The sequence below is a fragment of the Marinilabilia salmonicolor genome (assembly GCF_003003035.1).
In the GTDB taxonomy this organism is placed as follows: domain Bacteria; phylum Bacteroidota; class Bacteroidia; order Bacteroidales; family Marinilabiliaceae; genus Marinilabilia; species Marinilabilia salmonicolor_A.
Window position 1 is genome coordinate 181,168 of sequence record NZ_PVTS01000007.1, and the last position, 12,198, is coordinate 193,365.

Annotated in this window: 14 protein-coding genes and 1 riboswitch; of the genes, 11 read left to right on the plus strand and 3 right to left on the minus strand. The window is 41.8% G+C overall.

Annotated elements, in window-relative coordinates; all coding sequences use genetic code 11:
- Window positions 1-437 precede the first annotated feature (437 nt).
- The 8 genes from BY457_RS09245 to BY457_RS09280 all read left to right on the plus strand — a co-directional run bounded on the left by BY457_RS09245 (window position 438) and on the right by BY457_RS09280 (window position 7,505).
- Window positions 438-1,247, plus strand: a complete 810-nt coding sequence (locus BY457_RS09245) for an SDR family oxidoreductase (RefSeq protein WP_106153040.1) — start codon at window positions 438-440, stop codon at window positions 1,245-1,247.
- Window positions 1,248-1,252: 5 nt separating this feature from the next.
- A complete protein-coding gene (locus BY457_RS09250; RefSeq protein WP_106153041.1) occupies window positions 1,253-1,657 on the plus strand; it encodes an acyl-CoA thioesterase in 405 nt (134 codons plus the stop codon).
- Window positions 1,658-1,698: 41 nt separating this feature from the next.
- The gene (locus tag BY457_RS09255; protein ID WP_106153042.1) at window positions 1,699-3,672 is read left to right on the plus strand and encodes a dipeptidyl-peptidase 3 family protein; all 1,974 of its coding nucleotides are present in this window, start codon (window positions 1,699-1,701) and stop codon (window positions 3,670-3,672) included.
- 39 nt (window positions 3,673-3,711) lie between these two features.
- Window positions 3,712-3,804, plus strand: a riboswitch (TPP riboswitch).
- A 195-nt stretch (window positions 3,805-3,999) separates the two neighbouring features.
- On the plus strand, window positions 4,000-4,794 hold the full coding sequence (thiM, locus tag BY457_RS09260) for a hydroxyethylthiazole kinase (protein ID WP_106153043.1): 795 nt from the start codon (window positions 4,000-4,002) through the stop codon (window positions 4,792-4,794).
- The gene (thiE, locus tag BY457_RS09265) at window positions 4,791-5,435 is read left to right on the plus strand and encodes a thiamine phosphate synthase (RefSeq protein ID WP_106153044.1); all 645 of its coding nucleotides are present in this window, start codon (window positions 4,791-4,793) and stop codon (window positions 5,433-5,435) included. The genes thiM and thiE overlap by 4 nt, the downstream gene beginning before the upstream one ends.
- Before the next feature lie 2 nt (window positions 5,436-5,437).
- Window positions 5,438-6,247 (plus strand): bifunctional hydroxymethylpyrimidine kinase/phosphomethylpyrimidine kinase, encoded by an 810-nt coding sequence (gene thiD, locus BY457_RS09270; RefSeq protein ID WP_106153045.1) that lies wholly within the window; start codon window positions 5,438-5,440, stop codon window positions 6,245-6,247.
- A 36-nt stretch (window positions 6,248-6,283) separates the two neighbouring features.
- Window positions 6,284-6,991 carry a thiaminase II gene (tenA, locus tag BY457_RS09275; RefSeq protein ID WP_106153046.1) on the plus strand — a complete coding sequence of 236 codons (708 nt, stop codon included), beginning with the start codon at window positions 6,284-6,286 and terminating at the stop codon, window positions 6,989-6,991.
- A 73-nt stretch (window positions 6,992-7,064) separates the two neighbouring features.
- A complete protein-coding gene (locus BY457_RS09280; RefSeq protein ID WP_106153047.1) occupies window positions 7,065-7,505 on the plus strand; it encodes a hypothetical protein in 441 nt (146 codons plus the stop codon).
- Between the two features lie 160 nt (window positions 7,506-7,665).
- Here BY457_RS09280 and pyrI read toward each other — a convergent pair whose 3' ends face one another.
- Complete coding sequence (gene pyrI, locus BY457_RS09285) at window positions 7,666-8,130, minus strand: aspartate carbamoyltransferase regulatory subunit (protein ID WP_106153048.1); 465 nt, start codon at window positions 8,128-8,130, stop codon at window positions 7,666-7,668.
- A 31-nt stretch (window positions 8,131-8,161) separates the two neighbouring features.
- Window positions 8,162-9,070: an aspartate carbamoyltransferase gene (gene pyrB, locus BY457_RS09290; protein WP_181256447.1), complete on the minus strand. Its 909-nt coding sequence runs from the start codon at window positions 9,068-9,070 to the stop codon at window positions 8,162-8,164.
- 497 nt (window positions 9,071-9,567) lie between these two features.
- Between pyrB and BY457_RS09300 the strand changes: the two genes are divergently transcribed.
- A complete protein-coding gene (locus BY457_RS09300) occupies window positions 9,568-10,275 on the plus strand; it encodes an SAM-dependent methyltransferase (protein ID WP_106153051.1) in 708 nt (235 codons plus the stop codon).
- A 12-nt stretch (window positions 10,276-10,287) separates the two neighbouring features.
- On the opposite strand, the gene truA is transcribed toward BY457_RS09300, so the two are convergent.
- Window positions 10,288-11,046 (minus strand): tRNA pseudouridine(38-40) synthase TruA, encoded by a 759-nt coding sequence (gene truA / locus BY457_RS09305; protein ID WP_106153052.1) that lies wholly within the window; start codon window positions 11,044-11,046, stop codon window positions 10,288-10,290.
- Window positions 11,047-11,239: 193 nt separating this feature from the next.
- On the opposite strand from truA, the gene BY457_RS09310 reads away from it, so the two are divergent.
- Both BY457_RS09310 and BY457_RS09315 read left to right on the plus strand, forming a co-directional pair.
- Complete coding sequence (locus BY457_RS09310; RefSeq protein WP_106153053.1) at window positions 11,240-11,674, plus strand: nuclear transport factor 2 family protein; 435 nt, start codon at window positions 11,240-11,242, stop codon at window positions 11,672-11,674.
- A 90-nt stretch (window positions 11,675-11,764) separates the two neighbouring features.
- The gene (locus BY457_RS09315; RefSeq protein ID WP_106153054.1) at window positions 11,765-12,196 is read left to right on the plus strand and encodes a hypothetical protein; all 432 of its coding nucleotides are present in this window, start codon (window positions 11,765-11,767) and stop codon (window positions 12,194-12,196) included.
- The last annotated feature ends 2 nt before the right edge of the window (window positions 12,197-12,198 follow it).

The following is a 12,198-nucleotide window of genomic DNA, read 5'->3' on the forward strand; positions in this document are numbered from 1 at the left end:
TGATTTGTAGGTTGAACTTTACCATGCAAATTATGACAAACCCAAAGCCTTTAGCAATATTTAAGTGATGAGTGGTAAAATAAATCCGATGAGCAGGAAAAAGGTCCGATAAACAACAATCGTTACAAGCAAAAATGTCACACAATCTCGGTTGTTTCCTGAAAAAAGTCCATTTTTGTATAATTAATGAACTTAACCTGCCTTATAAGAACAAGGCAGGCAAGTACTGTCCGGAAAAACTATTATAATGAAACGAGCATGGCAACGGTTGCCTCAAAAGAGAATGTAAACAATCAACCATGCGAGTTCCATCAGACCAATAACTTAGATAAATTATTTACGGATGAAACGAGCATGGCAAGGGGTGTCACAAAAGACAATGTATAAATTCCTTGCATGCGAGTTCCATCCGGCCTTGAAAAATTAATTTTATACGGATGAAAGACAAAGTAATAATCATCACAGGAGCTTCTTCAGGTATAGGCCTTGCCTGTGCAAGGGATTTCGCCTCCAGAGGTGCAAAAATATCACTGGCAGCCCGAAGTGCTGACAAACTATCCAAAATTGAGGAAGAGCTTACCGCATCGGGTCATGAAGTTTTGGTAACGCCCACGGATGTTAGCAGAGAGGAAGATTGTAAGGTGCTTATTGAGCAAACAGTCAAAAGGTTTGGGAAGATAGATGTGCTGGTCAATAATGCAGGAATCTCTATGAGGGCTCTCTTTAAAGACCTGGATCTCTCTGTACTCAGGCAACTGATGGATGTAAATTTCTGGGGAACGGTATATTGCACAAAACATGCACTTCCTCATCTTTTAGAGACCAAAGGTTCGGTAGTCGGGGTTTCTTCTATCGCTGGATTTATTGGGCTGCCCGGACGAACAGGTTATTCGGCATCTAAATTTGCCATGCACGGATTTTTACAAACGCTGCGTACCGAAAACCTGAAAACCGGTCTTCATGTCCTTATTGCTGCCCCAGGCTTTACAGCGTCCAATGTACGTAAAGCTGCACTAACTGCCGATGGATCCAACCAGGGCGAGACACCTCGTGCAGAAGACAAAATGATGAGTGCAGAAGAGGTCGCCCGTCACCTTGCCAAAGCAATCCTGAAGAGAAAAAGAACATTGATCCTGACTTTCAAGGAAGGAAAATTGACCGTTTTTCTGAGTAAGTGGTGGCCCTCGCTGGTTGAAAAACTATCATACAGTCACATGGCCAAAGAACCTGATTCACCATTCAAATAAGCACCATGCTAAAACATACCACCAAAATTCGTGTTCGTTACGGCGAAACAGATCAAATGGGAATCGTAAACAATGCCGTTTATCCATCTTATTTTGAAGTTGGACGAACCGAAATGTTTCGCGATCTGGGTGTGCCCTACAGCAAAATAGAGGAAGAGGGAATAATGCTTCCGCTCTCCGAATTGCATGTAAAATACCATCACCCCGCCGTTTACGATGAAGAAATTACCATTGAGACCTATATTGAGGATTTTCCAACATCCCGGATTCGCTTCAAATACAACATTTATAATGAATCGCAGAAGTTGTTGGTCTCCGGAGAGACAGTCCTTGCGTTTTTGAATGCGGAAACCCGACGCCCCACCAGAATTCCGAAATATCTGGCAGACCTGATCGGACCCTATTTTTAATCATTTTAGCCGGAGATTGCACTAAATAGAAAAAAAGCAACATGAATCATACAACATTTTCCTTTGTAGTAGAGCAATTTGCCGATTTACGAATTCTTCGATATCCGGTGAGCGGTTTTGAGGAGTTGTCGATAAAGCAAAAGGAACTCATCTACTATTTGTCACAGGCAGCAGTAGAAGGGCGGGATATACTCTTCGATCAGAACTACAAACATAATCTGACCATCAGAAGAACCCTTGAAGCTGTTTATGAACATTACAATGGTAACAGAGAAAGCAGCGAATTTTCAAGGTTTGAGATATTTCTTAAAAGAGTATGGTTTTCCAATGGCATTCATCACCACTACTCTACCGCAAAAATCACTCCCGGATTTAATGCGGATTTCTTCAAACAAGCAGTTCAAAGCATTGATGACAAGCATCTTCCCCTGAGGACTAACGAATCCAAACAGGATTTAATCAATCGTCTGACTCTGATATTGTTTAATCCTGAAGTTGCGGCACGTCGGGTGAATCAAAATGAAAATGAGGATCTGATTGCCACTTCAGCCAACCATTACTACGACAATGTTTCCCAACAGGAAGCTGAGTCTTTCTATGCCTCCAGAAAAGATCCTGAAGACAAAACACCGGTTTCGCATGGAATGAACAGCCTGCTGACCAATGAGAACGGTCAAATAGTTGAAAAAGCATGGAAAATTGGGGGCATCTACTCCCCTGCCATTGAAAAAATAGTGTACTGGCTAAAAAAAGCACATCAGGTCGCTGAAAATGATCAGCAAAAAAAAGTTATTTCCCTACTGACAGATTTTTATGAAACAGGAGATCTGAGCACCTTCGACCAATACAATATTGAATGGCTTCAGGATCAGGATTCACGTGTTGACTTTATCAATGGTTTTATCGAAACGTACGGAGATCCGCTGGGATTGAAGGCCAGCTGGGAAAGTGTGGTAAATTTCAAAAACACAGAAGCAACCCGGCGAACTGAAACAATCAGCAAAAATGCCCAATGGTTCAAAGATCATTCCCCCATTGATGAGCGATTCAAAAAACAGGAAGTACGGGGCGTTTCTGCAAAAGTGATCAATGTGGCCATGTTGGGAGGCGATTGCTATCCTCATACTCCTATTGGCATCAATTTGCCCAATGCCGACTGGTTACGAAAGGAATATGGCTCCAAATCGGTAACCATCGAAAACATTACCTATGCCTATGATCAGGCAGCCAAAGGAACAGGATTTCTTGAAGAATTCTGCTCTTCCGAAGAGGAGATTGCCCGTCATAAAAAGTACGGATTCCAGGCGGGTAATTTGCACACTGACCTTCATGAATGCCTGGGACATGGTTCCGGTCAGTTACTCGATGGCATCAACGGGGATGAGCTGAAAGCCTATGGAGCAGTAATAGAAGAAGCCAGAGCCGACCTTTTTGCCCTCTATTATATGGGGGACAAAAAACTCATAGAACTGGAATTACTTCCTGACGAGGAAGCATTCAAGGCAGAATATGACAATTATATCCGCAATGGATTGCTTACGCAGATAACCCGTATTGCATTGGGAGACAATATTGAACAGGCACATATGCGCAACCGGCAGTTGATTGCTTCCTGGGCATTTGAATACGGAAAGGCATCTAATGTGATTGAAAAGGTCATCCGCGATGGGAAGACTTTCTTTACCATTAATGATTACAAAGGACTGAGGGAACTGTTTGCAACCCTTTTGGCCGAAATTCAGCGCATTAAATCAGAAGGTGATTTTGAATCGGCCAAAAATCTGGTGGAGAGATACGCAGTAAAAATTGACAAAGAGCTGCATGCTGAAGTACTGGAAAGATACAAAAAACTGAATCTGGCACCTTACAGTGGATTTGTTAATCCGGTTTATCGTCTGCAGAAAGATGAAAAGGACAACATTACCGATGTAGTTCCTGATTACACCGAAGGGTATGCAGAACAAATGATGCGTTACAGTCGTGAGCATTCGTGGCTGCCTGATTATAATTCCTGATATTGCTAAGGATAGAAAATTTTGATTAAATTTGTTGATACAAACTGTTAGGGGTGCTCCATTGGGGGCTGAGAATAAACCCTTTCACCTGATATGTATAATAACAGCGTAGGGAAACAGTAGCTCAATGACCATTGTTTTTACAATAATACACTCCATTGAAAAGCTGTTTTGCCTGTGCAGAACAGCTTTTTTTATTGTTGATTTCCCGGAATTATCAGGGGTGCAGAAAAACATCTGTATCACCTCATATTTTAAGAAATCCGGTTATTTCCTGTCAGGTGGTGAAAAGTGCACAGTTTGTTTAACCTTCAAAAAACAAACACTATGATTACAGCACAAGGTGTAAGCAAAAACCTTCAAAATTTGCGAAACCAGACCCCTTTGGTTCACAATATTACCAATTATGTGGTCATGAACAACACAGCCAATGCGCTTCTGTCGGTAGGTGCCAGTCCGGTTATGGCTCATGCCCCGGAAGAGATGGAAGCAATGGCAGGAATTGCCTCTTCACTGGTCATCAATATTGGCACTCTGAGCAAAGAATGGATTGAGGGTATGATGACAGCCGGGAAAACAGCACACAAGAGAGGTATTCCGCTAATTCTGGACCCTGTAGGTGCCGGAGCGACCGGCTTTCGCACCCAAACCTGCCACCAGATCATCAAAGAATGCAAACCCGATGTCATTCGGGGAAATGCCTCTGAAATAATGGCACTCATCAGCAGTGATGTCAAAACCAAAGGAGTGGACAGCACCGAATCATCTGAAAATGCAATAGAACTGGCTAAAACCTTGGCCAAAGAGACCGGAGCAGTCGTAAGCATCAGTGGCCCGGTCGATTACATCACCGATGGAGCAAGTATCTTCACCATAAAAAATGACATTCCTTTGATGCCAAAAGTTACAGGAATGGGATGTACGGCCAGTGCGCTTACCGGTGCTGTGGCTGCTGTATGTACCGATTCGCTTGAAGCCGCTGCAACAGCTATGGCTATAATGGCTGTTGCCGGAGAAATGACCTTGCCTCTGGCCAAAGGCCCCGGAACATTTCAGGCTCATTTTCTCGACGCGCTTTATAGCATGGGCGATAAAGAAATATTACAATATCTGAAATTATGAGACCATCTTTTTCATTAGATCTGTACCTGGTTACCGACCGGGATCTTTCTTTGGGACGATCACTGACTGAAATTGTTGAAAAAGCTGTTAAAGGAGGTATTACAATGGTTCAACTCAGGGAGAAAAATGCTTCCACCCGACAGTTTGTACATGAAGCACTTCAAATCAGGCCCATCCTAAAAAAGAATGGGATTCCTCTGATTATTAATGATCGTGTGGATGTGGCAATGGCCATTGATGCCGATGGAGTTCACCTGGGACAAAATGATATGCAGTGGCAGATGGCAAGAACTCTCTTGGGTCCTGAAAAAATCATCGGCCTTTCTATTGAAAATGTGGATCAATTAACCGATGCCAATGAGGCAAATATCGATTACATTGGTATCAGCCCCGTTTTCACCACGCCCACAAAAAAGGAGCTATTCAAAGGCTTAGGATTATCCGAAACCGGTAAAATTGCAACACTTTCAAAGCATCCATCCGTGGCCATTGGAGGTATTAATAAATCCAATGCGGCAGGTGTTTTAAGCACAGGTACCAATGGTATTTCCGTAGTTTCAGCGATTTGTTCTGCAGAAGACCCGGAAGCTGCTGCCAAAGAACTGTCCGACATTATTCAACAAGAAAAAAAACAATCCTGACTATGAAGCAATACAATACGGTTTTGACCATTGCCGGAAGTGATAGTGGCGGAGGAGCCGGCATTCAGGCAGACCTGAAAACCATATCAGCGTGTGGATGCTATGGAATGTCTGTGATTACGGCTATCACAGCACAAAACACCCGGGGAGTTTCTGATATCTTCCAGGTTCAGTTGTCAACCATCGAAAAACAAATTGATGCTGTCATGTCCGACATTGGTGCTAAGGCAGTAAAGATAGGCATGTTACACTCTACGGAAGTCATTGAATTGATCGCTCGTAAAATGGAGGATTACAATGTCAAAAACCTTGTAATTGACCCGGTAATGGTTGCCACTTCAGGAGATAAGTTACTGCGTGATGAAGCGATACATGCACTTAACGAAATATTATTGCCCAAAGCCAGGGTCATTACACCCAACATTCCTGAAGCAGAAATTCTTTTGGGAGGAAAACTGGAGCAGCAATGCAAGTTGCCGGAAGCCGCCCAAAAACTCTCTTCCGGAAGTAGTGCATCCGTATTGCTAAAAGCCGGACATCTCAGTGACAAGGAGTTGATTGATGTATTTTACAATGCGGAGAGCAGCGAAATGATCTATCTGAAATCTCATCGAATCACCACTCCCAATACGCATGGCACGGGATGTACACTTTCATCGGCCATAGCTTCATTTTTGGCGGCAGATGAATCTTTAAACAAAGCCGTTCGCAAAGGAAAAGATTATATTGAGGGGGCCATCAAAAAAGGCAGGAATTATAAAATTGGTCATGGACATGGGCCCGTTCATCATTTTCACAAATGGTGGAAGTAACCGGGAAATCATGCCTAAAATCATAAGCACCGTACCATGAATACATTTTTAGCGCTGAATACCCCACCTGCCGGACCGTTTACAGGCGAATTGTGGGAAAGCAACAGATCTTTTACAGATGAGATTATTTACCATCCTTTTTGTAAGGGAATGTCGGATGGTACGCTTCCCGCTGATGCTTTTAGACATTATCTGGCTCAAGACCTGTTATATATTGAACAGGACGCCCGGGCATTTGCAATTACAGCCGGTAGGGCCACTACTTACGAGGCATTCTCGTTTTTTATGGATATGGCACGGGATGGCCTGGAAATTGAACGGAATCTTCACCGCGATTTACTGCCGTTTTTCGGGGTTGAACGACCGGATAAAATGTCACGAATTTGTCGGGGTTACACCACTTTTTTGCTGGATACCGCGCTAAAAACTTCGTATCCGGAATCAGTTGCTGCTCTGTTGCCCTGTTTTTGGGTTTACCGGGAAACAGGCCTGAAAATTCGCAAAGATGCTGTTAAAAAGAACCCATTTCAAAAATGGCTGGAGACCTATTCAGATGAAGCATATGGCAGGTATGTTGAACAATTTATACAAATTGCAGAAGAACTACTATTCGGTGCAACTCTCACAATGCGTAAAAAGATGCATTATGCTTTCAGACGAAGCTGTGAATTTGAGAAAGCATTTTTCAGCGAAGCTCTGAACATCAAAAAAGATAAGGAAAAGAAAACTGGACAGCTGTTTTAAAAATTCCTATTTTTGCTCAACAAATAATGCATCCTGTAAATGGATGTGCACAAACCTTTAAACTTAATTTACCATGAAGAAATTATTCCTTGCGCTTTTTATCAGCATCCCGATGGTTGCAGCAGCCCAAAGCAACACCGAAACCATTACTACATTTTTGGAAGGAATCATCAACTTTCAGGAAGTAGAAGTTAACGACCACAATCCCATCATTTCTATTGGTGAACTGGCTGCTCAACAAGCAGACACCACCATCGTATTAACCGGAGAAAACGTCAGTGAAACTTTCGATAAAGCGATGAATTACAATCATTCTTTAATTGTTGTGGGCATCCACACAGCCGTATTGGTTAGTAGCTGGGAAGATTGTACCCCCTCCGGTGCATGGGATGCATGTATGCCCATGGGAGAAGGATTTGTTAAACGGACTGCCCTGGAAAAAGAGACCGGATATATCAATAACATTATTGGTATTCCCGACAATCAGGAAAGAAAAGTTTATCTCTTCAATTAAAAAGCCTAATTTGCAAAAAAGAGAGCTGCCCAATAAAAAATGGACAGCCCTTCTTTTTTTCATTTTGTCATTCCCAGATTCGCATAACCCCCAAATCCACCTTGATAAATCTTTATCCACAGGATAACAATCTGAGGAGTAACAATGCAGGACAAATAATCTAAGACGCTTCAAAGCGTAGTTCTTCCTGCGTAGTTATTTTCTCACAATAATGGCATCTGAGGGCCACTTCCTTCTTGTTAATGACACTAAAGTGCGTGGTTACCGCCTCATTGTTGGTCACACATTTGGGATTAAAACACTTGACAATCCCCACAATGGTATCCGGAATGGTCACATCACTCTTCTCCACCACTTCAAAATTTTTAATCACATTCAATCTGGCATGAGGTGCCACCAGAGAGATCTTATTGATTTCATGATCCTGAAAGAACACCTCTGAAACTTTGATAATTGCTTTTCGGCCCTGTTTTTTGCTGTCCAGATTGGCACCAAATGTTATCTGAGTACTGATTTTATCGAGTCCCAGTATGGTAATTACTTTAAACAGGTTCTCTGACGGAATGTGATCAATCACCGTTCCGTTTTCTATTGCACTAACTTTTAATTCTTTACTATTGGCCATTTTTTTCTGTCTTCAAAAGATTAAACTACGATTATTTAAGTCCCATTACGGCAGCTATCAAAGCCATACGGGCAAAAACCCCGTTTCTGGCCTGATCAAAATAGTAGGCTTTGGGACTGGCATCCACATCTGTATGAATCTCATTAACTCTGGGAAGTGGATGCAATACCCGCATATTATCTTTTGTTCCCTTGAGCATATTCCGCTTAAGCACATAAGCATTTTTCACTCTTTCGTACTCCATTGGATCGGAAAAGCGCTCCTTCTGAACACGGGTCATGTAGATAATATCGGCTTCATCAATAATTTCAGATAATTCTCCGTGTTCATAATAGGGAATGCCATGTTCCTCAAGAAAAAGTTTGTATTCGCGTGGCATACGCAACTCTTCCGGAGAAACAAAATGAAAGGTTGGATTAAAATCAGACAAGGCCATCAGGAGTGAATGAACAGTCCGCCCGTACTTCAGATCACCGACCAAAAAGATATTCAGATCATCCAGTTTTCCCTGGGTTTTTCGGATAGAATACAAATCAAGCATGGTCTGTGTAGGGTGTTGATTGGCTCCATCTCCGGCATTGATTACCGGAACCAAAGATTGCTCGGAAGCATATCTGGCACTACCCTCAAGCGGATGTCTCATCACAATAAGATCGGCATAGCGGCTTACCATCTGAATGGTATCTTTCAGACTCTCTCCTTTTGTGGCAGACGAGGACGCAGAATCAGAAAATCCCACTACCCGACCTCCCAGCCGGTTGATGGCAGTTTCAAAACTCAGTCTTGTACGGGTTGACGGCTCAAAAAAGAGACTTCCAACGACTTTCCCTTCCAGTAACTTTTGGTTGGGGTTGGCTTCGAATTCTTCAGCAAGGTCAAGAATGTGCAGAATCTCTTCTTTGCTGAAATCATTGATGGAGACCAGGCTCCGGTTCTTCATCTGAGGCATATTGTTCTTTATCTAATGGTTTAAAATATGGTGTTTCAGAAATTTGGGCACAAAAAAAGACCCGGTCAATAAATAACCAGGTCCTTCGACAAATATTTTAAAGAAAAAATGAAAGAGATGTTGATGTAAAAAAACAACATTTTTGCATTTGAGATGCCTGATTTTCAGGCCACTTTCTATTTTATTTTGATTTGACATATCAAAAAACAAAACTATCTATTTTTTTCCGGATTGTAAAGGAAAAATTTTGTTTTGATTGAAGAAAATTAATAATCCGAATCATTCAACAGTCATTTATAATAACACATGAATTTATATCCCCATCAACCCTGTCAAAACCCTTAAAACAGCGTATTTGTTAATCAAAATTTTCTGAAGGATGGTGAAGCCTCTATTTTTGTGTTTTGCCGTAATGAGTCAGGGTTTCACTCAAAGTGAAGCCCAGACTTTTTTAATAAAATGCTACTTTTGCAAAAATTCATTGAACTATGCAGGGAAAACTATATATGGTTCCCAACCATTTGGGAAACGAACAAACCGGATTTACGATACCAACAGAAGTGGCGACTTTAGCATGCAAGCTTCGTTTTTTCATAGTAGAAAATATCCGTACGGCCCGTCGTTATCTCAGATTGTTGGATGCACATATGGACATCGACAACTCTACCTTTTTTTTGCTTGATAAACACACAGGCCCCAAAGAATATTCAACCTTCTTAAAGCCCATCCGGCATGGACATGACATCGGGGTAATATCCGAAGCCGGTTGTCCCGGCGTTGCCGATCCGGGAGCAGAAATTGTAAAGATTGCTCACCAGAAAAATATTCAGGTAGTTCCATTGGTCGGTCCCTCCTCCATACTTATGGCACTGATGGCATCAGGCATGAACGGGCAAAGCTTCGCTTTCAATGGTTATTTGCCCATAGATAAATCAGAACGCCCTAAAGCAATTAAACAATTGGAAGCCAGAAGTTCCAAAGAGCAGCAGACCCAGTTATTTATTGAAGCACCCTACCGTAACAACGCCATGGCACAGGATCTTTTAAAACACTGTCGCCCTGATACCAGGTTATGCATTGCCTGTAATATCTCTATGCCTGATGAGTTTGTGGTTACCCGAACCATTTCACAATGGAAAGGGAATCTCCCCGAATTGCACAAAAAACCTACGATGTTCCTGATTCAGGGAATTTAATGAATACCATATTCAAACTTTTCGCTGAAACATCGTTTCGGGATATTCTATATGCGTCAGGAAAAGGGCCTGAGGAGGAGCTGATGTTCCTGCTCTTCCCCTGTCTTTAGATTCAATTATTTCACAAAAATCATCTACGGATAATTTCTTTCGACCGACTTCCAACAAGGTTCCTACCACTGCACGCACCATATTTCTTAAAAAGCGATCGGCAGAAATGGTAAAAACATACCGATCATCTCTTTTCTCCCAAAAAGCTTCAGTGATATGGCAAAAGTTGGTTTTATTTCCTCCATGTAACCGGGCAAAACTGGTGAAATCATCATAATCCTTAAGTTTTTCTGCCGCCAGGTTCATATAATCAAAATCAGGAATAAACCAGGGACGGTGTGTCAGGCCATCCAAAAATGGGTTTTTGCGGAGTACAAGATGGTATTCATAAGTTCTGGATATTGCATCGTAACGTGAATGAGCATCATCTGACACGGGAGTAGCAGAATAGAGTGCAATGCCGGGAGGCAACAAACTATTTGCTTTTTTCAACAATACCACTTCATCGAACGGAAATGGACTGGCATCAAAATGAGCTACGAAGTAAGAGGCATGAACTCCGGTATCTGTCCTGCCCGCCCCTGTAATTCGAATATCCTCCTGCAGAAGAGTTGTCAGCACTTGTTCCAGCTTCTGCTGAACAGTCACAGCATTCGGTTGCTTTTGCCATCCGTGAAAATTGGCCCCATTGTATGCCAACTCTATAAAGTACCGTCCCATTTTTTTGCTAATTGTTAGAATTCATCCACAAAGAAAAGATTTTCCATTGAAACCGGGGCAGTCAGATTAATTCATATATCATTTGACACAAAAAAAGCGCCTGTACATTGACAGATTATTCAGGTTTTTGTAACTTTTAAAACCGGGAAAGAAAAACCTGCCGGGTCCGATAAAACCATAAAAACTAAACATTATGGACAATACCAAGCCCGTTGACAAGACCTCGAAATCAATTCAGGAAATTGAGAAAATTCTCCTAATGCTTCTTCTTTCTCAGGAAAAAGGAGATATTGAAAGTTTTACCGATTGTTTTCTTCACGATTCTTCAGTGGTTCATATCGGGACAGATGTGGATGAATACTTTACCACCTGGCGAGATTATCTGCACCAGATTGATGAGTTTCTTATTTCACGGAAGGGGCATGAAATTAACGCCCAGGAAACCAGGATCAGACTCAATAAGGAACAAAACACCGCCTGGTATTCACAACTCATCGATACCTGCTATGAAACAAAGGGTGAGATTACCCGCATAGAAGGCTTCAGACACACGGGTGTTTTGGTAAAAACAGAAAATGGCTGGAAAATTGTACAAAGTCATGTTTCAGCACCACTGATTAATGATTAGCAATAACCATTGCGGACTTATCTGAGAATATCCATTGCCAGTGATGCAATGGCTTTTTGTTGTAATTCAATTAAAACAAAACAGAGTAGTATGAAAAAACAAGTTGGAATTTGGATGAACACTGACAAAGCAGTGTTGGTGAGTTTAATGAACGGAAAGGAAGAAAAAATTCAAACTATTGAATCGGACGTAGAGACACGTTCTCACAATCCCCGGGAAATGAAGCCCGGTTCACGAACCGGCTCCATACTTATTGATGTGGATAAAAAAATGACTCAACGCAAGACTCATCAATTGCACAATTATTTTGAAAAAGTTATTCATTCAATAGCCTCTGATACAGGGGAAATTTTTATATTCGGACCAGCAAACACCAAAAAGCATTTTGAAAAAGAGCTGAAAAAACATGCTCCGTTTCAGACCATGAAGCTGGAACTTGAATCAGCAGATAAAATGACCCAACCACAAATGATTGCCAGAATTAAAAATCACTTTGTGAAGAACGGGAACCATAAAAGTTAATT

Bases quoted from the DNA above. Each gene is read 5' to 3' on its own strand.
- BY457_RS09245 (WP_106153040.1), top strand. From the start codon at position 438: ATGAAAGACAAAGTAATAATCATCACAGGAGCTTCTTCAGGTATAGGC.
- BY457_RS09250 (WP_106153041.1), top strand. From the start codon at position 1,253: ATGCTAAAACATACCACCAAAATTCGTGTTCGTTACGGCGAAACAGAT.
- BY457_RS09255 (WP_106153042.1), top strand. From the start codon at position 1,699: ATGAATCATACAACATTTTCCTTTGTAGTAGAGCAATTTGCCGATTTA.
- thiM (WP_106153043.1), top strand. From the start codon at position 4,000: ATGATTACAGCACAAGGTGTAAGCAAAAACCTTCAAAATTTGCGAAAC.
- thiE (WP_106153044.1), top strand. From the start codon at position 4,791: ATGAGACCATCTTTTTCATTAGATCTGTACCTGGTTACCGACCGGGAT.
- thiD (WP_106153045.1), top strand. From the start codon at position 5,438: ATGAAGCAATACAATACGGTTTTGACCATTGCCGGAAGTGATAGTGGC.
- tenA (WP_106153046.1), top strand. From the start codon at position 6,284: ATGAATACATTTTTAGCGCTGAATACCCCACCTGCCGGACCGTTTACA.
- BY457_RS09280 (WP_106153047.1), top strand. From the start codon at position 7,065: ATGAAGAAATTATTCCTTGCGCTTTTTATCAGCATCCCGATGGTTGCA.
- pyrI (WP_106153048.1), bottom strand. From the start codon at position 8,130: ATGGCCAATAGTAAAGAATTAAAAGTTAGTGCAATAGAAAACGGAACG.
- pyrB (WP_181256447.1), bottom strand. From the start codon at position 9,070: ATGAAGAACCGGAGCCTGGTCTCCATCAATGATTTCAGCAAAGAAGAG.
- BY457_RS09300 (WP_106153051.1), top strand. From the start codon at position 9,568: ATGCAGGGAAAACTATATATGGTTCCCAACCATTTGGGAAACGAACAA.
- truA (WP_106153052.1), bottom strand. From the start codon at position 11,046: ATGGGACGGTACTTTATAGAGTTGGCATACAATGGGGCCAATTTTCAC.
- BY457_RS09310 (WP_106153053.1), top strand. From the start codon at position 11,240: ATGGACAATACCAAGCCCGTTGACAAGACCTCGAAATCAATTCAGGAA.
- BY457_RS09315 (WP_106153054.1), top strand. From the start codon at position 11,765: ATGAAAAAACAAGTTGGAATTTGGATGAACACTGACAAAGCAGTGTTG.